General features: G+C 63.5%; 19 protein-coding genes and 1 pseudogene. 10 read left to right on the forward strand and 10 right to left on the reverse strand.

Annotated elements, in window-relative coordinates:
• Window positions 1-2,069, forward strand: a 2,069-nt coding sequence (locus EN781_RS03765) for an EAL domain-containing protein (protein WP_245492538.1), incomplete at its 5' end; no start/stop codon positions are given.
• Window positions 2,070-2,197: 128 nt separating this feature from the next.
• On the opposite strand, the gene EN781_RS03770 is transcribed toward EN781_RS03765, so the two are convergent.
• A complete protein-coding gene (locus EN781_RS03770; RefSeq protein ID WP_245455480.1) occupies window positions 2,198-2,596 on the reverse strand; it encodes a MarR family winged helix-turn-helix transcriptional regulator in 399 nt (132 codons plus the stop codon).
• A 141-nt stretch (window positions 2,597-2,737) separates the two neighbouring features.
• Between EN781_RS03770 and EN781_RS03775 the strand changes: the two genes are divergently transcribed.
• Window positions 2,738-3,145 carry a hypothetical protein gene (locus EN781_RS03775; RefSeq protein ID WP_126055056.1) on the forward strand — a complete coding sequence of 136 codons (408 nt, stop codon included), beginning with the start codon at window positions 2,738-2,740 and terminating at the stop codon, window positions 3,143-3,145.
• Between the two features lie 223 nt (window positions 3,146-3,368).
• Here EN781_RS03775 and EN781_RS03780 read toward each other — a convergent pair whose 3' ends face one another.
• Window positions 3,369-4,106 carry an HD domain-containing protein gene (locus EN781_RS03780; RefSeq protein WP_126055057.1) on the reverse strand — a complete coding sequence of 246 codons (738 nt, stop codon included), beginning with the start codon at window positions 4,104-4,106 and terminating at the stop codon, window positions 3,369-3,371.
• A 383-nt stretch (window positions 4,107-4,489) separates the two neighbouring features.
• On the opposite strand from EN781_RS03780, the gene queF reads away from it, so the two are divergent.
• Window positions 4,490-4,951, forward strand: coding sequence for a preQ(1) synthase (gene queF, locus EN781_RS03785; protein WP_126055058.1), 462 nt, complete (start codon window positions 4,490-4,492; stop codon window positions 4,949-4,951).
• Between the two features lie 19 nt (window positions 4,952-4,970).
• Here queF and EN781_RS03790 read toward each other — a convergent pair whose 3' ends face one another.
• From EN781_RS03790 to EN781_RS03800, 3 genes are all read right to left on the reverse strand, one after another.
• Window positions 4,971-5,549, reverse strand: a complete 579-nt coding sequence (locus EN781_RS03790; RefSeq protein ID WP_127399796.1) for a hypothetical protein — start codon at window positions 5,547-5,549, stop codon at window positions 4,971-4,973.
• A 4-nt stretch (window positions 5,550-5,553) separates the two neighbouring features.
• Window positions 5,554-6,033 (reverse strand): DUF3828 domain-containing protein, encoded by a 480-nt coding sequence (locus EN781_RS03795; RefSeq protein ID WP_126055059.1) that lies wholly within the window; start codon window positions 6,031-6,033, stop codon window positions 5,554-5,556.
• A 112-nt stretch (window positions 6,034-6,145) separates the two neighbouring features.
• Complete coding sequence (locus tag EN781_RS03800) at window positions 6,146-8,182, reverse strand: NADH:flavin oxidoreductase (protein WP_126055060.1); 2,037 nt, start codon at window positions 8,180-8,182, stop codon at window positions 6,146-6,148.
• A 144-nt stretch (window positions 8,183-8,326) separates the two neighbouring features.
• Here EN781_RS03800 and EN781_RS03805 point away from each other — a divergent pair, with 144 nt between their 5' ends.
• The 3 genes and pseudogenes from EN781_RS03805 to EN781_RS03815 all read left to right on the forward strand — a co-directional run bounded on the left by EN781_RS03805 (window position 8,327) and on the right by EN781_RS03815 (window position 10,324).
• On the forward strand, window positions 8,327-8,956 hold the full coding sequence (locus EN781_RS03805) for a TetR/AcrR family transcriptional regulator (RefSeq protein ID WP_126055061.1): 630 nt from the start codon (window positions 8,327-8,329) through the stop codon (window positions 8,954-8,956).
• 15 nt (window positions 8,957-8,971) lie between these two features.
• Window positions 8,972-9,759, forward strand: a pseudogene (locus EN781_RS03810) (pyrroline-5-carboxylate reductase dimerization domain-containing protein).
• 49 nt (window positions 9,760-9,808) lie between these two features.
• Entirely contained in the window at window positions 9,809-10,324 is a 516-nt protein-coding gene (locus EN781_RS03815; protein WP_189347300.1) for a hypothetical protein, read from the forward strand.
• Window positions 10,325-10,394: 70 nt separating this feature from the next.
• Here EN781_RS03815 and EN781_RS03820 read toward each other — a convergent pair whose 3' ends face one another.
• From EN781_RS03820 to EN781_RS03835, 4 genes are all read right to left on the reverse strand, one after another.
• Window positions 10,395-11,504, reverse strand: coding sequence for a mandelate racemase/muconate lactonizing enzyme family protein (locus tag EN781_RS03820; RefSeq protein WP_126055062.1), 1,110 nt, complete (start codon window positions 11,502-11,504; stop codon window positions 10,395-10,397).
• A 100-nt stretch (window positions 11,505-11,604) separates the two neighbouring features.
• Entirely contained in the window at window positions 11,605-12,297 is a 693-nt protein-coding gene (locus EN781_RS03825) for a B12-binding domain-containing protein (protein WP_126055063.1), read from the reverse strand.
• Window positions 12,298-12,394: 97 nt separating this feature from the next.
• Window positions 12,395-14,044 (reverse strand): ABC transporter substrate-binding protein, encoded by a 1,650-nt coding sequence (locus tag EN781_RS03830; RefSeq protein WP_126055064.1) that lies wholly within the window; start codon window positions 14,042-14,044, stop codon window positions 12,395-12,397.
• Window positions 14,045-14,085: 41 nt separating this feature from the next.
• Window positions 14,086-15,636, reverse strand: a complete 1,551-nt coding sequence (locus EN781_RS03835; protein ID WP_127399797.1) for a trimethylamine methyltransferase family protein — start codon at window positions 15,634-15,636, stop codon at window positions 14,086-14,088.
• A gap of 91 nt (window positions 15,637-15,727) precedes the next feature.
• Here EN781_RS03835 and EN781_RS03840 point away from each other — a divergent pair, with 91 nt between their 5' ends.
• Window positions 15,728-16,630: a LysR substrate-binding domain-containing protein gene (locus EN781_RS03840; protein ID WP_126055066.1), complete on the forward strand. Its 903-nt coding sequence runs from the start codon at window positions 15,728-15,730 to the stop codon at window positions 16,628-16,630.
• A 125-nt stretch (window positions 16,631-16,755) separates the two neighbouring features.
• Window positions 16,756-18,624 carry a DNA mismatch repair endonuclease MutL gene (mutL, locus tag EN781_RS03845; RefSeq protein WP_126055067.1) on the forward strand — a complete coding sequence of 623 codons (1,869 nt, stop codon included), beginning with the start codon at window positions 16,756-16,758 and terminating at the stop codon, window positions 18,622-18,624.
• A 180-nt stretch (window positions 18,625-18,804) separates the two neighbouring features.
• Here the strand turns inward: mutL and EN781_RS03850 are convergent, their stop codons facing one another.
• Complete coding sequence (locus tag EN781_RS03850) at window positions 18,805-19,698, reverse strand: DMT family transporter (protein ID WP_126055068.1); 894 nt, start codon at window positions 19,696-19,698, stop codon at window positions 18,805-18,807.
• Window positions 19,699-19,788: 90 nt separating this feature from the next.
• Here EN781_RS03850 and EN781_RS03855 point away from each other — a divergent pair, with 90 nt between their 5' ends.
• Together EN781_RS03855 and EN781_RS03860 are read left to right on the forward strand one after the other, a co-directional pair.
• Window positions 19,789-20,715, forward strand: a complete 927-nt coding sequence (locus EN781_RS03855; protein ID WP_126055069.1) for a LysR family transcriptional regulator — start codon at window positions 19,789-19,791, stop codon at window positions 20,713-20,715.
• A gap of 38 nt (window positions 20,716-20,753) precedes the next feature.
• The gene (locus tag EN781_RS03860) at window positions 20,754-21,056 is read left to right on the forward strand and encodes a hypothetical protein (protein WP_127399798.1); all 303 of its coding nucleotides are present in this window, start codon (window positions 20,754-20,756) and stop codon (window positions 21,054-21,056) included.
• The last annotated feature ends 106 nt before the right edge of the window (window positions 21,057-21,162 follow it).

Genomic DNA, 21,162 nt, shown 5'->3' on the forward strand with positions numbered 1-21,162 from the left:
TGTCGCAGCAGCCGGTGCAAAGCGTTTCGCGCAAGCTGACACTGCTGATCAAGAGCGGCTACTGGCTGGCCCTGTTGATCATCGCCGCCATGGTGATGGGATCGTTCGTGCTCTTGCAGCAGATGATGGCGGCGCAGCAGAACAATGACACGCTGCTCAACATCGTCAGCACGCAGAAGGCGCTGTCGCAGCGGATCGTCTTCCTGGCCGGCGCGACGGGTGCGGCCTCGCGCGACAAGCAGCCGGCCCTCGTTGCCGCGCTCAAGCAGGCGACCGCGGAATTCGAAACGAATTACGATTTGCTCCTGGACAAGACGGGAGCCGATCCGATGTCGCCGGCGCGCTTCAATCCGAAGTCGATCGAGAACGTGCTGTTCGCCAAGCCGTTCCATCTCGATTACTTCTCCGTCGGGCTGATCGCCAATGGCAAACGCCTCATCTCCTCGTTCGAGACCAAGCTGACGACCGGCCTCGACGGCTACAAGGGCGGCGCCGACCGCGTCGATCTCGACGCCTCCGTGGCCAATGCCACGCTGTCGGGCTATGCCGCACTCGGCCAGCGCATCAGCGCGTTTGCCGACGAGCGCTCGGGACAGCTGCTCGATCTCCACCGCACCCTGTTCTTCGCCACCATCGGCGTCATAGTGCTGGTGGCGCTGTTCATCTTCCGGCCGATGTCGAAGGCTATCCTGCGCAAGACGCATGAGCTGGTCGACGCGCGCAACTCGATGGCCTTCATCGCCGTGCATGACGGGTTGACGGGCCTCCACAACCGAACCTTCCTCACCGATCATTTCGACACGCTGATCAAGGGCGCGCATCGCCGGCGCGAGCGGCTGGCGGTGATCCAGCTCGACCTCGACCGTTTCAAGCAGATCAACGACACGCTGGGCCACGCTGCCGGCGACTATGTGCTGGTCGTCACCGCTCAGCGCATGCGCGACTCCTGCCGGGCCTCGGACCTGTGCGCCCGACTCGGCGGCGACGAATTCGTGATGATCCTCAACGGCGCCGGCGGCACCGAGGACATCAACATGCTGGCCCGGCGCATCCTCGAGCAGATCAACGAGCCGATCACTTTCCAGGGCACGACCATTCTGCCGGGAGCTAGTGCCGGCATCGCGGTCTACCCGGTCGACGCCGACAATGCGGCGGACCTTTTGGTCCATGCCGATCTTGCGCTCTACTCGGCCAAGAAGCTCGGTGGCGGCAATTTCTCGTTCTTCTCCGAGGAACTGCGGCGCGAGCTCGACTACCGCAAGCAGCTCGAGCAAGACATCCGCTCGGCCATCGCCGACAAAACGTTCGAAGTCTATTTCCAGCCACAGGTGTCGCTCACCAGCGGCAAGATCAGCGGCATCGAGGCGCTGGTGCGTTGGAAGCACGCCGAACGCGGCATGATCTCGCCGGGCGAGTTCATTCCGGTCGCCGAGAAATGTGGCTTCATGCCGGACATCGGCCGCATCGTCATCACCAAGGCGATCAACGAGGCGGCGGAGTGGGACCGGGCCGGCATCGATTTCGGGCGGCTCGCCGTCAATGTCTCCGGCACCGAACTGCGCGAGCCAGACTTCGACAGGTTCCTGTTCGGCACGCTGGAAAAGGCTGGGCTGGCGCCGCAGAAACTGTCGCTGGAGATCGTCGAGTCGGTCATCCTCGACGATGAAAAGACCGGCATCGCTGCCAAGCTCAGGCAGATCCGCGCGGCCGGCGTCCATCTAGAGCTCGACGATTTCGGCACCGGCTATGCCTCGCTCAGCCACGTCAACCCGAACGAGATCGACCGACTGAAGATCGACCGCCGCTTCGTCCAGAACATCAACGAGAACGGCGACAACTCCAAGATCGTGCGCGCCATCACCGAGCTTGCACGAGGACTGGGCATTTCGATCGTGGCGGAAGGTGCAGAGACCGAAGCCGAGCTCGATTCGCTGATGGCGATCGGCTGCGACCAGGTGCAGGGCTATTCCATCGCCTTCCCGATGCCGCAAGACAAGGCGCGCGAATGGCTGACGGCGCGCAGTCCGAAGAAGGCGAAGCTGAAGGTGCTGCAGGGCAGCCTGGCCTGAGGTGCATTGACATTCAGGTGATGCGGGCCGGCAAATGGCGGCTTCCTGCGCTGATCACCGCGCTCAAGCAGTGCCGCTACGCCTTCGGCGCGATCGCCGGCTATGACCGGTGAGGCGGCGGCGCTCCGCTAGCCACCCACATTCGCCCGCAACGCCGCAAGCACCTCCGCGAATTCGGCCAGCCGGTCGTCCGGCAATCCCGCCCGCAACCGCTTGTCGAAGGCGACGGCCGCCAATCGCAATTTCTCGAACATCGCTTCGCCGGCCTCGGTCAGCGCCACCTGATGGACCCGGCGGTTTTGCGGATCGCGTCGCCGCGTCAGCAACCCCTGCGCCTCCATGGCGTTGAGATGATGGGTCAGCGTCGCGCCCTGGATGCCGATCATGCCGGCAAGCTCGCGCTGGTTGGCGAGTTCCTTCGACTTGACTGAAAGTAAGGTCACCCAGACCGGCAGCGTGCCACCAGCCTCCACCAGCGCAGCGTCGAAGGCTTGCGCCACCAGCTTGGAGGTGCGGGCCAGATTCATTCCGACGGGCGGGCGGTCAAAGGGTGTCATGATACGACAGTAGAACAAGGGATTGGGCGTTGGAACGTGCCATCATAGATTGACATCAAATCATTTGATATCTAACTATTTGGCCAGCGGTGGGAAGGAAGGAATGCGGTCATGCAATATGTCTACATCATCGTCATCGGCCTTCATGTCATGGCCGGCGTGTTCTGGGCCGGCACCACCATCACGCTCGCCCGCGATCCCGAGATCAGGGCTGAGCGCTTCATCCGGCCGCAACTCGGCGCATCGGGCATGGTGTTCCTGACCGGCGCGCTGCTCTGGTATTTCTTCCACGAGGGCAGCTTCGGCTCGATGGAGATTGTGCTGGCAATCGGCATCGTGGCGGCCATCGCGGCCGCCGGCGTCCTCGGCGCCATGGTGCGCCGGCCGAGCAGCCAACTTGCCGGTGCCGATGCAGCCACCGAACCAATGCTGCGCGCGAAGATGGCCAACGGCGAACGCATCGCCGCCTGGCTGCTGGTGCTCACCGTGCTGTGCATGGCCACCGCAAGGATGTTCTAACTCGGAAAAATCGCTCGGCGCCGGCGCCAAGCCGGTGTCGGGCGTGGCGCGCACCGGACCGGCGCGGCAGGTGGCTCTCCTTGCGAAGATCCGGTGCGCGTGCCTCGCTAGAGCGGTTCATCGTTTCACGGAAACGCAGAACCGCTCTATCTCTTTGTTTGGCGCAACTCCGGACGGAAAACCGCTACGCACTTTTCCTGGAATTGCGCTGGTGGCGCGGCCGTCAAAGCACCTCCACCCTACCTCCGCGCAACTTGTCCCGACGCAGCTTGAGGTAGTTGCGCACATTCGGCGCAATGCGAAAACCTTCCAGCCTGGTATCCTCGAGTGCCGCCGCCCACCCCAACGCCCCGTAGCGGCTGCCATAGGCTTCGATCGTGGCCGCAAGGCTCTCGCGGCCGATGCGCCGGGCCAGAATGGCGCAGGCAGCAACCCGCGATTCAATCGACCGGCCATATTTGGGCGCGAATGCCAGCCCGCCATCCGCCAGATCGTCGACATCATGCGCAAGGACAAGGAAAAGGATGTCCTCATCGCCGGCTGGCACGCCTTTCTCCACAAGGCGCTCGGGGTCTCCGGTGTCGAACTTCATCGCCCCTACCCTGGCGACAAGACCTTCTACCCGGGGTCCGAGCTTCTGCTCCAGCCACTTGCGGTGGGTTTCGGTGCGCCGACTGGATTTGCCGTCAGGATATTGGGCGCTGTCATAGGAGGCGTGGAACATCGCCGCGAGAACAAGATCCAGATCCTTGTCGAAATGCGCAACCGATGATGCGGCGCCGACGGCATGGCAGATGAAGGGCCGCCCCGTTTTGCGGTAGCGGCCATTGAACATCGCGCAAGCCACGCGGTAGGCCTTCTGGACGCGAAGGATATCGTCTACCGCATGCCCGGCGTCGTGCAGTTGCATGTAAAGCGCCGTATTGGTCTGGCGCGGAACGAACAAGTCTTGTGCGGTCAAGCAAGCCCCCGACTGTGCGGACCCTTCGGCACGGGTTGTGCCGCCCCCGGATCGGCGACAGAAAATTGCAAATATGACCGGCCAAGTCCAGTCAGGCCGACTTGGCGGCCGCGGTCAGATCCGCAAGCCGAATCGTATGCCGTCATTGATGGCGGCGTGGATGGAGAAGCGGACCCTGCTGGTCTTTGTCTTCCTGCGCATTCAAGTCGCGGGGGAGCGTCGTCCCGCTTCCATTTCACGCATCGGATTGGTCCGAAAACCGCTGCGCGGCTTTCAGTCCGGTGCTAATGAGCGGCGCAAATCCGCCGCGTCCGAGGGACCGCGGCGCTATTTCCGTTTTTGTTTGCGCCTCCGGAGCATCCGGCGGCAGCAAGGAGCCCCCAATGACCGACACCAAGAACCTTAGCCAGCTCGGCAAGCACGTCGAGACGCCACAGAGCCCGGAACAGGCGGTGCTGGAGACTGTGCCGTTTTCGCGCGGTGACGGGCCGCCGGCGATCGTGCGCTTCACCTGCCCGGAATTCACCTCGCTCTGCCCGGTCACCGGTCAGCCGGATTTCGCCCATATCGTCATCGACTACGCGCCCGATGCCTCGCTGGTGGAATCGAAATCGCTGAAGCTGTTCATGACCTCGTTCCGCAACCATGGCGCCTTCCACGAGGAATGCACGGTCATGATCGGCCGCCGCATCGTGGAGGCGACCAAGCCGCTCTGGCTGCGCGTCGGCGGCTACTGGTTCCCGCGCGGCGGCATCCCGATCGACGTGTTCTGGCAGACGGGCGCGCCGCCCAAGGACGCCTGGCTGCCCGACACCGGCGTCGCGCCCTATCGCGGCAGGGGCTGAGCAGGCTCGATGATATCGCCTATTCGCACTGGTATTGGCTGAGAGCCCATTCGCCGGTGACCGACAGAAGGTCCGATATCTTCCAGGCGCCGCCGACCTTCCTGAGCTTCCATTCGAGCCGGTGCGCATTGTTGGCGACGACGAAGGCGACGACCACCTTGGCGTCGTCACCCTTGACCGCCTCGATGGTCTTGAGGCTGCCGTCGATCGCGGGCTTGTCGTAGTCGGCATTGTCCAGCGCCATGTTGGGATCGAGGCACTCCCCCTGCCCCGACTTGCGCAGCGCATCGCTCTTGTCGAGCACGGTCCTGGCCGGATCGATGAAGTTCTTGCGCTCAGCCGGATCGAGCTCCAGCCCGAGATGCTCGTAGAAAGGTTTTACAACCGCCGTCGGCGAACCCGGCAGCACGGGTGCTGCCGGCGCACTTTCAGCTGGCGGCGATGCGGCCGCCGGGGGTGCTGGCGATGTGTCGTCGGAAGGCGCATTGTCGGCCGGAGCATTTGCCGGTGGCGCGCCGAACAGGCCCTGGGCGCTGACGCTCAAGCCAGTCGCCAGCATCGAGATGGTCGCAAGCGCCAGGGCAATACGGCGAACCATCGCTTCACTCCGGCGCCTTGCCGGGCATGCATTCCAGCGCGCTCAGCGTCCAGCCACCGGTCTTGGAGGCGATGTCGGCGATCTTCCACTTGCCGTCGACCTTCTTCAGCGACCAGACCATTTCACGTTTGGAATCATCGCCTTCCGGGAAAAGGCTGAAGGTCGCCGTCACTTCGGCGCTATCGCCGTTGACGGTCTCGGCAAGCTTCAGCGTCTTCGACAGGGTTTTCTGGTCGAAGTCCTGCGCGTCGAGGCCCGGATCGAAGTCGAGGCAGGCGACCTCGTCCGGGTTGTTCTTGGCGGCCTGGTCGTTGAGGGCGAACAGCTTGGTGACCGGCTCGGTGAAACGGTCGCGATACTGCTCGTCGCCCTCGAACCTGACCTCAGGCACATAGAAGAACTTCACGACATTGGAAGCCGGCCCGGCCAGGGCGGCCGCAGGCACTGCGATCGAGAGGGCGGCGGCAAGCGCAGTCAGTTTCATCCGAAAATCTCCAGGCTTTCGTGGCGCGAACCATTCAATACCACGAATCCTGTATCTGGTTATGGCTGAACCCTTGATATGAATGAGCGGAGCGTTCGTCCGCTGCCAGCCATCAGATATCCTTCGCCAGGCGCAGCGCGTCATAGATCGCGGCGTGGGTGTTGCGCGCTGAGACCGCGTCTCCGATGCGGAAGAGCTGGAACTGACCCTCCGGATTGCGCACCACCGACTGCGGTTGCCCGGCGATGAGCTCGTCGTGCGAAACCTCGCCGTGATTGGTCGATTTCGGTTTCAGTTCGAAATAGATGTCGTCGAGCGGAATGGTGCCGTGATTGACGACAACCTGGTCCACGATGCGCTGTTTGGAGACGCCGCCGTAGTCGCTGCCGACATGTGCAATGAGCTGGTTACCGTTCTTTTCAACAGACTCGAGCCGATAGGTAACCGTGAAGGTCACATCGAGTTTTTGAAGAGATCTCATGTAAGGCACGAGATTCATAGCCATGACCTCGGGTGAGAAGGACCGGTCCGGTGTCATGATCTCGACCTTCGCTCCGGCGCCCGCGAGGAATTCGGCAGCCTGGAGTGCAGCGTGGTCACCCGCATCGTCGAAGATGAGGACATTGGTCCCCGGCTTCGCGTCGCCGGAGATGATGTCCCATGAAGACACCACGAACTCGTTGCCTTTGGATAGGACATCGGTGTGCGCCACTCCGCCGGTGGCAATGATGACGACGTCCGGATTTTCAGCCTCGATGGTTTCGGCTTCCGCCCAGGTATTGAACTGGATGGACACTCCGTGCTTTTCGCACTGAGCCATTCGCCATTCGATGATGCTCATCATCTCCCTGCGACGCGGGCTCTGCGCCGTCAGGCGGATCTGCCCTCCCGGACCGCTTGCGGCCTCGAAGACCACCACCTCATGTCCCCGCTCGCCGGCAACGCGCGCGGCCTCGAGGCCAGCCGGACCGGCGCCGACGACGACAACTTTCTTGCGGGTCGCGGCCTTGGCGACGATGTGCGGCATGGTCACCTCGCGACCGGTCGCCGCGTTATGAATGCAGTATGCCGCTCCGCCCTGGTAGATACGGTCGAGGCAATAATTGGCGCCTACGCAGGGCCTGATTTCGTCTTCGCGCTTTTCGATGATCTTGCGCACGATGTGCGGGTCGGTCATATGAGCGCGCGTCATGCCGATCATGTCCACCTTGCCCGACGCGATCGCGTGGCGCGCAGTCGCCACATCCGGTATTTTCGCCGCGTGAAAGGTCGGGAAGTTGGTCGCAGCGCGAATCTCGCCCGCAAAATCAAGGTGCGGCGAGTTCGTCATTCCCTGAATTGGAATGACGTCCGTCAGGCCGGCGTCGGTGTCGATGTGGCCGCGGATCACGTTGAGGTAGTCGATAAGTCCGCTTTCCTTGAGGCGTCTGGAGATTTCAAAACCCTCCGCCTTGCCGGTGCCGCCGGGGAGACATTCATCCGCGGTATATCGAACGCCCAGGATGAAATCCTCGCCAACCCGAGCGCGGATCGCCTTCAAGACATCCATGCAGAAGCGCATGCGGTTGTCGAGCGAACCGCCGTAAGGACCGTCAAGATCGTTCGTCAGTGGAGACGTGAACTGATCGAGCAAGTGGCCGTAAGCCTCGAGCTCGACGCCATCCATCCCGCCTGCCTTCATTCGCTCGGCGGCATCCGCGAAGTCCTTGATGATGCGCTCGATATCCCAGTCTTCAATCTTCTTGGGAAAGGCGCGGTGTGAGGCTTCACGCTGATGGGACGGAGCCACGACGGGAAGCCAATCGCCTTTGTCCCAACGTGTGCGCCGTCCAAGATGGGTCAGTTGGATCATGATGGCGGCGCCCTCTTCGTGGACCGCATCGGTCATTTTCCTGATCCACGGCACGATCTCGTCCTTGTAGGCGAGCAGGTTATTGAAAACCGGAGGACTGTCCTTCGAAACCGCCGCAGACCCCGCCGTCATCGTCATCGCCACACCGCCCCTGGCCCTTTCCACCGTGTAAGCAAGATAGCGCTGCTTCGGCATCCCATCCTCCGGATAAGCCGGCTCGTGGGACGTCACGATGATGCGATTGCGAAGGGTCAAATGCTTGAGCTTGTAAGGCTGCAGAAGGGGATCGTTCGACATCTGACGGACTCCGGCTGGGGGCACATGCGACGCTATTCGAAAATGTACAGATATGTCAAGTTTGAGTTCTGTCAGGTCGACTAAATCGACATAAGTGTACATTTTGCTGGTTTTCATTCCGACATTTTGATAGGCAGGACGCTCATGGAGCAGATTTCGAACGATAGCGGTTGGCGCGGATCGCCGGAGGGGTGGCTTGGAGCCGCCTACGACCTGCTTCTGGAATCCGGCGTCGATACGGTGCGAATTTCGCCGCTTGCCAAGAAGCTGGGCCTGTCGCGCACCAGCTTCTATTGGTTCTTCAAGGACCGAGAAGAACTGCTGGCTGCCCTCGTGACCCGTTGGCGGGACAAGAACACCGGCAACCTCGTCAAGCAGGCTGAGGCATATGCCGAGACGATCGCCGAAGCGATGCTGAACGTCTTCGACTGCTGGCTCGACAAGTCCCTGTTCGATGCCCAGTTCGAGTTCGCGGTCAGAAGCTGGGCGCTTCAGTCGCCTGAGATTCTGGCAGAGGTACACAAAGCCGACCAGACGCGTCTCGACGCAATGAGCCAGATGTTCGTCCGCTTCGGCCACGAGGAAAGCTCAGCCGACGTCCGAGCGCGCACCATCTACCTCGTGCAGATCGGCTACATCTCGATGCAGACCAAGGAGGATCTCGCGATCCGGATGAAGCGCATCCCCGGCTACGTCGAGATTTTTACAGGCCAGGCCCCGCACAAGCGCGAGTTGGACCGGTTCTTCGCCAGGCATGGCTATTCGGCGGATTGAGGAAGAGCTTCGACAATGGGCGAGCCCGTGAGGATCGGAATAATCGGTGGAGGCGGCTGGCTTGGGCGCGCCATCGTCGAGGCCATCATCGATGCCCAAATAGTCGCCGCCGAGCACCTCACGCTGTCTTATAGAAGCGGGCAATCCGGCTTTCTGCCAAATGCTACATGGACGAGGGACAATCAGGAACTGGGGGATCGATCCGAGGTTATCATCGTATCGGTCCGCCCCCAGGATTGGCCATCGACATTTCTGCGCATGGCAAGCTCGCCATGTCGGTCATGGCCGGGATTCCCATCGACCAATTGGCGTCACGTCTCAAGACCGATCGTATCGTCCGCACGCTTCCGAACGCGGCGGCGGAGGTGCGCAATTCCTATACTCCCTGGATAGGCTCTGAGGGCATCACCCCGGATGATCGCAATCTGGTTCGTCGAATTCTAGCGGCCTGTGGCGCTGCCGATGAAGTCAAAAGCGAAGCAGATATCGACTACCTGACGGGCCTCACAGGATCCGGCCCGGCGTTTCCGGCGCTTTTGGCGGCGGCGATGATGGACGATGCCATCGGCCGAGGAATGAGCCCGGACATGGCCCGCAGGAGCGTCAGCGCGGTCCTGATTGGAACTGGAAAGCTGCTCGAGGCGCGGGGAGAAAATCCCAAAGACATTGTCCAGACCTTCCTCGACTACCGTGGCACCGCGGCGGCAATCGAGGCAATGCGCGCATCTGGGTTTGAAGCAGCCGTGCGAGACGGCCTCGCTGCCGCGCTTCAGAAATCCGTGAGTATGGGCCAAGCCTCCTGACCGCCGCACCAGGCGGGTAACGCCGTCAACCGACCGCTGGGGAGATACGATGTCAAAGCTGCCGGCAATGCCTAGCCTGCCAGGCATAGAGAAGGGCAACGTCTTCTCGATCGAATCCGTCATGGCCCGTCATGCGCGCCCAGGCAGGCATGTGCTTCTGCTCGATGAAGGCGGCGGCTGGCGCGGCTGCCGCACGGCCTGGAAACTTGCCGAGGATGGCCACCAGGTGACCATTCTCACGCCCGATCCGCTGGTTGGCAAGGAACTGCAGCGGACGGCCGCCGATTTCCCGCTGCGACGGACACTGCGCCAGCTTGGCGTCAAATGGTTGGTGGATGTCAGCATCCTGGAGTGGCATGGGGACGGCGTGACCATCGTCGACCACAACACCCGTGACGAGAGCTTCGTCCAGGGCGTTTGTCTTGTTCTCGCAACGACCAACGTGGCGACGGATTGGCTGGCGAAGGAGTTGGAGGGTTCGTCCCAGCCGGTGATGGAAGTCGGCGACGGAGTCGCCCCTCGCCAGGCGCCCTATGCGTTCCACGAAGGACGGAAAATTGCCTAGCGGCTATGATCCGCGCGCGCTCCGCTTGCGCTTCATGAACGTTCTCTCTGCAATGCTGCGGCGCGACCCCTCAGCCTCCGAAAGTCGCGACAGGCGTTTTGAGTTGGGATCGCTCAGGCTTGATACCGAGCCCCGGTATCTGGGGGACGCGTATATGCCCGTTTTCGATAACGACGGGGTTTACGGGATCCGTATGCCCTTCGATGTATTCCTGCGCGATCCAGGCCCCCTCAAAACGTCTCGGCTCGACGGTCGCGGCGAGGTGTACGCATGCCGCGGCGATGATGTCACCACCCCAGGCATCGTCGCAGCTGTGCGGAAGCGATCGTATCGCGCACAGGTCGCGGACCGTGACCATCTTGGTGAGACCGCCAAGGCGGGTGACCTTCAATCCGAATCCGTCCGCGATGCCTGAAGAGACTGCCCGCAGGACGGCATTCAAATCCTCGGTATTCTCATCGAGGTAGACCGGATGGGTCACGCGTCCCTTGAGGCTCGCGACTTCCTCCATCGTGTTGCAGGGTTGTTCGAACACGAACGGTATTGCCTGGCAAAGCCGATCGATGTGCAGCGCCGCCGCGGTGGTGAGGCCACGATTGGCGTCGACGGCCATCCGGGCCTTGAAGCCAACGGCTTCCCATACCTTGTGCACGGTGGCGACGTCTTGTTCGAGATCCCGTCCGCCGATCTTGACCTGAAGCCGCCTGTATCCGGCCTTGACCTTGTCGATGGCGATACGCGCGGTCTCGTCCGGTGCCCCGACGACAGTCGAGTAGTAGGACGGCACACGGTCGGTCAGCGCGCCGCCCAGAAGCGTTGAAACCGGTACGCCCAGCCGCTGGCCGGCGAGGTCCAGGAAAGCTATGTCCAAAGCTGCCTTGGCATAGTTGTGGCCGTTCAGCCGCTCGTCCATTCTTTTCGCAAGGCGGCGCATGGACGTCGTGTCCTCGCCGACGAGCCCGGGCGCCATTTCGGCGATTGCCGCTCTCGCCCCCAGAGCATGTTGAGGCTGATAGACAGGGCCGACCGGGCAAGTCTCGCCCCAGCCTGACAGTCCGTCCTCGGTGGTGACTTCAACGAGCGTGCTGTCCAGATTCCGCACGGTATCGCTGGCCATCCGGTAGGCACCGCCTTTGATGGGCAGAAGCACCTGATAGACTTTGATCGACTCGATGCGCATGCGGACCTTAGCCCCCTTCGAGCCCAGCGATTCTGGCCATCTTGCTATCCCGGTGCATGACGGCGCTCCCGGTCACAAACCTGGATCGCATTTGCCGTGGTCAAGCCCGCACATTGTGCTTGCGCTTCATGAAGTCCTTGGCGGTCTCGACCGCGACCGCCGCGTCGCGGCAGTAGGCGTCGGCGCCGACAGCCTTGCCGAACTCCTCGTTGAGCGGCGCGCCGCCGACCAGCACGACATAGTCGTCGCGGATGCCCTTTTCCTTCATCGTGTCGATGACGACCTTCATGTAGGGCATGGTGGTGGTCAGCAGCGCCGACATGCCGATGATGTCGGGCTGGTGCTGCTCGATCGCCTCCAGATACTTCTCGACCGCATTGTTGATGCCGAGGTCAATGACGTCGAAGCCGGCGCCCTCCATCATCATGCCGACGAGGTTCTTGCCGATGTCGTGGATGTCGCCCTTGACGGTGCCGATCACCATCTTGCCCTGCTTGGGCGCGCCGGTGGCGGCAAGCAGCGGGCGCAGGATGGCCATGCCGGCCTTCATGGCGTTGGCCGACAACAGCACTTCCGGCACGAACAGGATGCCGTCGCGAAAATCCTCGCCGACGATGCGCATGCCTTCGACCAGCGCCTCGGTCAGCACCTTGTAGGGTGCCCAGCCGCGCTCGAGAAGGATATGCGTGCCTTCCTCGATCTCTTCCTTCAGCCCGTCATAAAGGTCGTCGTGCATCTGCTGCACGAGCTCGTCGTCGGAAAGCTCGGAAAGGATGATCTCGTCGTCGGACATTTTTTCTCGGCGCCAATTGCTCATGAGTGATTTACGGACCGCCGGCACCTTTGTCAGAGGTGCCGGCGGCAGTTGCTTGCAAGTCTCGGGAGTTATTTCAGGCGTCCAGCCAGACGTTTTGGAAATCCATTTCGTAGGTCTGGTGCATTGAATAGTTCTTCACCTTCTTGCTCATGTGACAGTAGAGCTTCTGCCAGAACGGCTGGATGATGACGCCGGAATCCTGCAGGATCTGCTCGACGTCCTTCATGACCTCCTTGCGCTTGGCGGGATCGGCCAGCGAGAGCGCCTCCTTGAGTTTGGTGTCGAAATCCGGGTTCGCGAACGCCGTCTCATTCCAGGCCTCGCCCGAGCGATAGCCGAGCGCCAGTACCTGCACGCCGAGCGGACGCATGTACCAGATGGTCATCGAATAAGGATACTTCGTCCAGTCGTTCCAGAAGGTCGAGCCCGGCAGCACCGTACGCTTCACCTTGATGCCGGCATCGCGCAACTGGCCGGCAATCGCATCGCCGGTGTTCTTCTGCCATTCGTCCTCGACGGTGATCAGCTCATGCTCGAAGTCGGCCTGCCCGGCATCGGCCATCAGCTTCTTGGCTGCGGCGGCATCGCGTGCCTTCTTGGGCAGCGGATAGTATTCGGGATGGATCGGGCTGACGTGGTGGTTCTCGCCGACCGTGCCGCGCCCGGCATAGCCGAGCTGCATGACGGCATCGTTGTCGACGGCCATCTGCAGCGCGTTGCGCACCCGCTGATCGTCATAGGGCTTGTGGGTGATGTTGGTGCGGGCAACGAGCGTGGTCGCCGTCGCGACCTCCGATTTCACCAGATCCATCTTGTCGAGGGCGTCGATGAAGTCGGCCGGCGTTTCGAAATCGAGGTCGATCTCGCCGGAATCGAAGGCATTCAGCGTGGCGTTGAAGTCAGTGCCATAGTCGATGAACTCGACACCGTCGAGCGGCGTTTCGCCTCCCCACCACTTGCCGTTCTCGCGACGCTTGACGATCGCCTTCTGGCCGACATCGTAGGAGACCAGCTCGAACGCTCCGGTGCCGATCGGCTTCTTGATCGGGTCGGCGCCATCCTTGTCGAAGTCGCGATGCACGACCAGCGCCGGATAGTCGGTGAAGCCAGGTATGATCGCGATATCGGCTTCGCTGAGCTTCAGCTTGACCGTATGGTCATCGACCTTGGTGATTGCGCCATCCCTTGCCTTGCCGGTCTTGGCGTCGACCAACGCGCCGACGCGGGCGGCCATGGAATTGCCGGAAGCCCCCTTCTCGCACCAGCGATTCAGGTTGAAGACCACGTCGTCGGCGTTGAAAGCATCGCCATTGTTCCAGGTAACGCCCTTGCGCAGGTGCAGCGTGTATTCGGTGGCGTCGTCATTGACGTCCCAGCTTTCGAGCAGCACCGGCTCGAAGGTGAACTGGTGCGTGTAGCGGACGAGCGGCTCCAGCCAGCAACGGGTGACGTTCGCCATTTCGGTCCAGTCATAGGTACGCGGATCCTTCTGCGCCTTGACCGACATCGAGACATGAAGTGTGCCGCCTTTCTTCGCCTCGTCGGCCAGCGCCTTGGTCGGCGCGGCAAGGCCGATCATGCCATAGGCGAACGCCGTCGACGCGCCGAACGCACTGGCCAGCGCCAGGAATTCCCGCCGGTCCATGCGGCCAGCGCGCGTTTCATCCGCCATTGCCTCGATGGCGCCCGGGACGCGGTCGCCATTGCTTCTGAAGAGCGTCATTTTTTCCTCCCTTATGGTTCGTCAGGTCTTCGCCTGTCTTACTAACTAACGCTGTCCGGCAGTTTTTCCTCACGCCGCGCGATCAAATCCTTGAGACCCTCGGCGATGCCCTCGTCGAGCTTCGGCTCCTCATAGTCGGCCAGCATGTTGCGCGCCTTCTCACGGCCGCGCGTGTCGTGGTCCTTCGCGCCTTCGGCGTTCCATTGCTCGTACGAATTGAAGTCCATGATGGTGGGCATGAAGAAGGCGGACTCGAAATGTTCGAGCGTGTGCTGGGTGCCGAGGAAATGGCCCTGCGGCCCCACCTCGCGGATCGCCGCCATCGCTTCCTTGAAATCGTCGAAGGGAAGGCCGCCGGCATATTTGTACCAGCCGACAAGCTGCTCGCAGTCGGTGGCGAATTTCGAATAGCCGCAGGTCAGCCCCGCCTCCAGCCATCCGGCCGAGTGCCAGATGTAGTTGGCGCCGGCAAGGATGGCGGCATGCATCAGCATGTTCGCCTCGTAGCCGGCCTGGGCATCGTTGAGCTTGGAGCCGACATGGAAGCCGGACGTGCGCCAGGGCAAGCCGTATTTCCTGGCCAGCGCGCCCATCAGATACATCATCTGCGCCGCCTCAGGCGTGCCGCCCATCGGCGCTCCGGTCTTCATGTCCACCGTCACCATGAACTGGCCGTAGATCTGCGGCGAGCCCGGACGCAGCAGCTGGGTGAAGGCGACGCCGGCCAGCGCTTCCGCATTGACCTGCGCCACCGCGCCGACGGCGGAGGCCGAGGTCGAGGCGCCGCACAGAGCGAAGGGCGCCAGGATCAGCGGCTGGTTACTGCGCGCATAGACCTTCATCGCGTCCAGCATGGTGGCGTCCCACACCAGCGGCGAGTTACAGTTGGTGATCGAGACAAGGACCGAATTGTCGCGCACATAGTCCTCGCCGAAGACGATGCCGGCCATCGCCATCGTGTCTTCGGCGCGTTCCTTCGACGTCACGATGCCCATGAAAGGCTTGTCGGAGTGCTTCAGGGCCGAATGGATGATGTGGAGGTGACGCTTCGGGACCGCAATTTCCATCGGCTCGCAGATGACCGAGCTCGACGAGTGCAACGCCGGCGCCATGTAGGCGAGCTTGTGGAAATTGTTGAGGTCGGCGAGCGAGCCGTAGCGCCTGTTGTTGTCGAGGTCACGCACATAGGGCGCGCCATACATCGGCACGAAGATGGAATTCTTGCCGCCGACGCGAACGGTGCGCTCGGGGTTGCGGGCGTTGAGGGTGAATTCCGATGGGACCTTGGAAACCAGCTCCATCAACAGCGCACGGTCGATACGGACGCGTGTTTCCGAGACATCGGCCCCTGCGGCCTTCCACAGGGCGATCGCCTCGTCGTCGCGGAACTCGCAGCCCACCTCTTCGAGGATCGCGAGCGATTCCTGGTGGATCAGTTCCACCGCCTCGTCGGGGACCATCTGATACGCCGGGATCTGGCGCACCAGCGTCGGAAACGAGGCCACGGGAGCTCCCCGTATCGCCTTGCGCCCCAGGCGGCCGCCGCTTCTGCGATTGGCATGTTCGGTCACTGCAACGGCCGGTGCATTCATGGCAATTCATCCTCCAACAGCCCGTCAACTTAACGAGGCGAAACATCGCTGTGACGCTGGAAAATCCTGATCGCTTGTATAAACTCTGCTTATGCGAAGCCTGCGCCACCTCCTGCCCTCCGCGGGCAGCCTGATCGTCTTCGAGGCGGCCGGCCGGCTGTCGAGCTTCACCGCCGCCGGGCGAGAGCTCGGCATGACGCAGGCGGCCGTGTCCTATGCCGTGCGCGGGCTGGAGGAACAGCTCGGCGCCAAGCTGTTCCAGCGCCGCCACCGCCAGGTTGTCCTGACGGAGGCCGGCGAGCGCTTCCACGCCGATGTCTCGCTCGGCCTTTCGCATATCCGCAAATCGGCGGAGGATCTGCGCCTGCAGGCGACCGGCGGCCACGTCACGCTGGCCGCGTCGACCGCCTTCGGCTCGTTCTGGATGATGCCGCGCCTGCAGCAATTCCGCGACGAGCTGCCGGGTATCGATCTGCGTATCCAGACCGCCGATCGCGACCTCGACATCATCGCCGAGGGAATTCCGCTCGGCGTGCGCGGCGGCATGCCGCGCGACTGGCCGGACTATCATTCATTGTCGCTCTCCGACGAGGAGATCTTCCCGGTCGCAGGCCCCAGCTACCTCGCCAAATTCGGCAAGCCGAAAACGGTCGAGGAACTCGCCACGCACCGGCTCATCCATCTGGAGGAGCCCTACCGCGAGGCCCCGAACTGGGACGAATGGTTCGCGTCAGCCGGAACCAGCCTGCGCAACGCCGAGCGCGGCTTGCGCATCAATGATTATGCGCTGGTGATCCAGGCGGTGATGGAAGGGCAAGGCATCTCGCTCGGCTGGCGGCACCTGGTCGAGCGCCTCGTGGCATCGGGGCTGCTGATGCCGGTGACGGATCATGTGCTGAGAACCGGCATCGGGTTCTACGTCATCTGGCCAAAGAACCGCGAACTCAGCGACAATGCGCGCAAGGTAAGGGACTGGCTGGTGACACAGGCGTGAGGTCGCCAGCTTCTGCGCTGCCACGCCGGCAGGCCAAAGCGGAGCGCGAGGGATCACGGCGGTGGCTGTTGCCAACGTCATTCCACCCCTCCCCCAATGCTGTCGAATCCGCCTATAATCTCCGGATGCCCATCCGCCAGCTTTCCGAAACGATGATCAACCAGATCGCCGCTGGCGAGGTCATCGAGCGTCCGGCGAGCGTGGTGAAGGAACTGGTGGAGAATGCGCTCGATGCCGGGGCGTCCCGCGTGGACATCGTCACCGCCGGCGGCGGGCTGAACCTGATCCGCGTCACCGACGACGGCTCCGGCATCCCGGAGCGGGAACTGGCGCTGGCAATCGCACGCCACTGCACTTCCAAGCTTTCAGACGACATCCTCGACATCCGCTCGCTCGGCTTCCGCGGCGAGGCGCTGCCCTCGATCGGCTCGGTGGCCAGGCTGTCGATCCGCTCGCGTACGGCAAGCGGCGACAATGCCGCCGAGATCGGCATCGAGGGCGGCCGCGTCTCGGCGGTGAAGCCGGCGGCCGCCAACCGCGGCACGACGGTCGAGGTGCGCGACCTGTTCTTCGCCACGCCCGCACGGCTCAAATTCATGAAGGGCGAGCGGGCCGAAAGCTCGGCGACCAGTGATGTGGTGAAGCGCATCGCCATCGCCTTCCCCGGCGTGCGCTTCACGCTTGCCGGCACCGACCGCTCGACGCTGGAATTGCCCGCGACCGGCGACGATCCGGAGGGCCGGCTGCAACGCGTGGCGCAAGTGATGGGCGCCGACTTTCCCGACAATGCCATCCCCATCGATGCTACGCGCGATGGCGTGCATCTTGCCGGCCACGTCTCGATTCCATCCTTCACGCGGGCGAACGCGCTGCAGCAATATGCCTATGTCAACGGAAGGCCGGTGCGCGACAAGCTGATCGCCGGCGCAATCCGTGGCGCCTTCGCCGACGTGCTGCCGCGCGACCGCCATGCGGTGACCGTGCTGTTCCTTTCGCTCGATCCGGCGACCGTGGACGTCAATGTCCATCCGGCCAAGGCCGATGTGCGTTTTCGCGATCCGGGCCTGGTGCGTGGGCTGATCGTTGGCGCCATCCGCGAGGCGCTGGCCGGAGCCGGCATCCGCGCCGCGACGACGGGAGCCGCCGGCATGATGGCGGCGTTCCGGCCCGGCAGCGCGCCCTACGCGCATCCGGGCCCGGCCAATGGTCACCGCAGCTACGAAGCGGCCTACCGCGCGTCGGGTTTCGCCGGCTTCGAGCATTCGCCGCAGCGGCCGCTCGACATGGGATATGGCGACGCCCAGCAGCAAAGGGCCGGCTTCGGCGAAAACGACCAGGCTGCGTTCGAGACCGGGCCGCTTCACAGCGCCGACGCGCGCGCCAGCCAGGACGAGCCGGCCGTGACGTTGCTCGGCACGGCGCTGGGCGCGGCGCGGGCGCAGGTACACGAGAACTATATCGTCGCCCAGACCAGGGATTCGCTGGTCATCGTCGACCAGCACGCCGCGCATGAGCGGCTGGTCTACGAGGCCCTGAAGAACGCGCTGCACTCGCGTGCGGTGCCCTCGCAGATGCTTTTGCTGCCGGAGATCGTCGACTTGGCCGAAGAAGACGCCGAGCGGCTGGCCATGCATTCCGAGACGCTGGCCAGATTCGGCCTCGGCCTCGAGCGCTTCGGCCCGGGCGCGGTGGCGGTGCGCGAGACGCCGTCGATGCTCGGCGAAACCAATGTGCAGCAACTGGTGCGCGACCTCGCCGACGAGATCGCCGACAACGACACGGTCGAGACACTGAAGGAGCGGCTGCACCACATCGCGGCGACCATGGCCTGCCATGGCTCGGTGCGTTCGGGGCGGCTGCTCAAGCCAGAAGAGATGAACGCGCTGTTGCGCCAGATGGAGGCGACGCCCGGCTCCGGCACCTGCAACCACGGCCGCCCGACCTATATCGAGCTGAAGCTTGCCGACATCGAGCGGCTGTTCGGGCGGCGGTAGGATCGTACGGCGCAGCCCCGCCCCGCTGCTTCGCGGCGACCCTCCCCACAAGGAGCAGGTAAGCGCGGTGCCCTACCCCCCTTGCCGGGAGGTCGGACCGAAGGTCCGGGTGGGTGGGGGACATGAAAAGAGCCGCTCGATGCGGCTCTTTTCCTGACTCGGGAACGCTAGATCCCTGACTTACCGCTTCAAATTCACCACGATGACGCCGCCGAGCGCTAGCGCGCCGCCGAGGATGCCGAGCATCGTCGGCACTTCGCCCAGCCAGAAAAAGCCGATCAGGGCGGACATCGGCGAGACCAGATAGAGGAAGTTCGAGGCACGCGCAGCCGGCAGGCGCGACAGCGCGGTCGCCCAGGCGGCGTAGGCGATCAGGCTGGGCACGATGCCAAGGTAGATGACGGCGCCGAGACCGGCTGTGTCGGCAACCGCCGCCTGCGAGATCGCTTCCGGCAGGAAGGGCGCCAGGCAGAGCGCGCCGAGCACCATGTTGGAGGCGGCGATGGTCAGCGGATGATGGCGGGCAAAGAGCGGCTTCTGGACGATGGTGTTGACGGCCGAGCAGAGCGCGGAACCCAGCACCAGCAGCGCGCCGGTGTTGAAGTGCAGCCCCTGCCCGTCGGCCATGGCGATGATGCCGATGCCGGCAAACGAGATCAGCGTGCCGAGCCAGGCCAGGCCAGAAAAGCGCTCGCCGAGCAGCGCCATGGCCATGATGGCGGTGAAGATCGGGCTGACGTTGATGATGAAGCCGGCGGCGCCCGCCGACACGGTCAGCTCGCCGAAATTGAGCATCGCCGTGTAAAGCGCGACGAAGATGGCGCCGCCGAAGCCGAAGCGCCACAACTCGTCGACCTTGGGCAGCGCCGGGCGCTTGACGGCCAGGAAGATCGCCGCCGGCACAGCGGCGATGGCAAAACGCAGCGCGCCGAGCTCCAGCGGCTGGAAGGCCTCGAGGCCTGCACGGATCGCCGGGAAGGCGGAGGCCCAGCCGACCACTGTGAGCGCGACCGCGATGGCCGCCGTGGTGTCCATTCGCTGTGTCTGATTCAACGTACCGGCATAGGCGGTCATCGCTATATCCTCGTTGCTTGGCTCCATGAGGCTAGAAGACCGCATCAACCGTCGATTGACAAACGACCAATTCGAGGGTCACCTGTGAGCATGGATCACAGCTCGAACCAGTTACTCCCGTTGGAGACCTTGCGCGCTTTCGATGCTGCGGCGCGAACGGGGAGCTTTTCGGCGGCGGCCGAGAGGCTGAACCTCACCCATGGCGCCATCAGCCGGCAGATCGCCAAGCTGGAGGACTGGCTGGGGCTGAAAGTGTTCGAGCGCAACGCGCGCGGCGTGACGCTGACCAATGAGGGCAACCGCCTGCATCTGAGAACCACCGAGGCCTTCGCGCTGATCTCGGTCAATTCCGACCGCTGGGTGGAGCCGCGCGGCACCGCGGTGGTGCGGCTGGCCTCGATCCCCTCGGTCAGCGGCCTGTGGCTGATGCCGCGCATGGCGGCGCTCGAGAATAGCCCGACCCGGCTGCGCATCGTGCTCGATGTCGACAACCGCCAGGCGGATCTCGCCGACGAAGGTATCGACCTTTCGGTGCGTTGCGGGCGCGGCCGCATTCCCGGCCGTGTCTCGGTGCAGCTGTTCGAGGAGTACATCTTCCCGATTGCTTCGCCGGAACTGGCGGGGGAAATAGGGCACGGCGACCCTGCCCGGCTGCTCAAGTTCCCGCTCATCAACGATTCCGACGCGTCCGCCTGGCGCGCCTGGCTCGCGGCGCAGGACATCGACTACCGGCCGCGCCCGCAGGACCGACGCTTCGAGGACTACAATCTGGTGCTCGACGCTGCGGCGCACGGGTTGGGCATCGCGCTGGCGCGGCCGCCACTGACGCAGGCGCAACTCAAGACGGGCCGGATCGTCGCCGTCGATGACCGCACCGCGCTCAATCCGGTGTCCTACTGGCTCGACCGGCCCGTCGGCCGCCCGCGCGCCGCCGCGGCAGACCTTGCGCGGCGCATTGCGGCACAGGCAGGCCTTGCGACTGAAAAACTCGAAGCCTTCCTGCAGGACGACGCGTAGAGCCGGTCAGACCCGGTCAGCGAAGCAGCAACAGCGCGATGGTGGTGATCGTCGCCGAGAGCAGCGCCGTTAAGATCGACATCATCCACAGCGGCGGTTGGGTGGGTTCCGACGATCGAGCGTTGCCAGGTCGGACGGCCGCGCCACGTGGCCTGGGCGCGTTGGAATTGGCCGCAACCAGCACAGAAGAGGAAACCGCGATCGTCGACACCGGCAATGACGGTGGCGCCGTGGTCCTCGCCATGCTGTCGGCGATTGGCGGCTGGAGTGAGGTCAGGCGGCGCGGACCCTGTTCGGCTTCCGCGGCCGGCCTGCCGGACCGGAACACCGGGCCGGGCTAAGATCTGCATCCGGTTCAATGACCGCCCGGTAGGCATCCTCGATCTGGTCGGAAGACAGGTGTTGGGTCGGGTGAGCGGGAGGCCTCGCCAACGAGCCGTTCAAGGC

This window comes from Mesorhizobium sp. M4A.F.Ca.ET.090.04.2.1 (assembly GCF_003999085.1).
In the GTDB taxonomy this organism is placed as follows: Bacteria; Pseudomonadota; Alphaproteobacteria; order Rhizobiales; family Rhizobiaceae; genus Mesorhizobium.

Excerpts from the sequence above, each read along its gene's own strand:
- EN781_RS03770 (WP_245455480.1), bottom strand. The coding sequence starts at position 2,596 with ATGAATCTGGCCCGCACCTCCAAGCTGGTGGCGCAAGCCTTCGACGCT.
- EN781_RS03775 (WP_126055056.1), top strand. The coding sequence starts at position 2,738 with ATGCAATATGTCTACATCATCGTCATCGGCCTTCATGTCATGGCCGGC.
- queF (WP_126055058.1), top strand. The coding sequence starts at position 4,490 with ATGACCGACACCAAGAACCTTAGCCAGCTCGGCAAGCACGTCGAGACG.
- EN781_RS03790 (WP_127399796.1), bottom strand. The coding sequence starts at position 5,549 with ATGGTTCGCCGTATTGCCCTGGCGCTTGCGACCATCTCGATGCTGGCG.
- EN781_RS03795 (WP_126055059.1), bottom strand. The coding sequence starts at position 6,033 with ATGAAACTGACTGCGCTTGCCGCCGCCCTCTCGATCGCAGTGCCTGCG.
- EN781_RS03800 (WP_126055060.1), bottom strand. The coding sequence starts at position 8,182 with ATGTCGAACGATCCCCTTCTGCAGCCTTACAAGCTCAAGCATTTGACC.
- EN781_RS03805 (WP_126055061.1), top strand. The coding sequence starts at position 8,327 with ATGGAGCAGATTTCGAACGATAGCGGTTGGCGCGGATCGCCGGAGGGG.
- EN781_RS03815 (WP_189347300.1), top strand. The coding sequence starts at position 9,809 with ATGTCAAAGCTGCCGGCAATGCCTAGCCTGCCAGGCATAGAGAAGGGC.
- EN781_RS03820 (WP_126055062.1), bottom strand. The coding sequence starts at position 11,504 with ATGCGCATCGAGTCGATCAAAGTCTATCAGGTGCTTCTGCCCATCAAA.
- EN781_RS03825 (WP_126055063.1), bottom strand. The coding sequence starts at position 12,297 with ATGTCCGACGACGAGATCATCCTTTCCGAGCTTTCCGACGACGAGCTC.
- EN781_RS03830 (WP_126055064.1), bottom strand. The coding sequence starts at position 14,044 with ATGACGCTCTTCAGAAGCAATGGCGACCGCGTCCCGGGCGCCATCGAG.
- EN781_RS03835 (WP_127399797.1), bottom strand. The coding sequence starts at position 15,636 with ATGAATGCACCGGCCGTTGCAGTGACCGAACATGCCAATCGCAGAAGC.
- EN781_RS03840 (WP_126055066.1), top strand. The coding sequence starts at position 15,728 with ATGCGAAGCCTGCGCCACCTCCTGCCCTCCGCGGGCAGCCTGATCGTC.
- mutL (WP_126055067.1), top strand. The coding sequence starts at position 16,756 with ATGCCCATCCGCCAGCTTTCCGAAACGATGATCAACCAGATCGCCGCT.
- EN781_RS03850 (WP_126055068.1), bottom strand. The coding sequence starts at position 19,698 with ATGACCGCCTATGCCGGTACGTTGAATCAGACACAGCGAATGGACACC.
- EN781_RS03855 (WP_126055069.1), top strand. The coding sequence starts at position 19,789 with ATGGATCACAGCTCGAACCAGTTACTCCCGTTGGAGACCTTGCGCGCT.
- EN781_RS03860 (WP_127399798.1), top strand. The coding sequence starts at position 20,754 with ATGGTGGTGATCGTCGCCGAGAGCAGCGCCGTTAAGATCGACATCATC.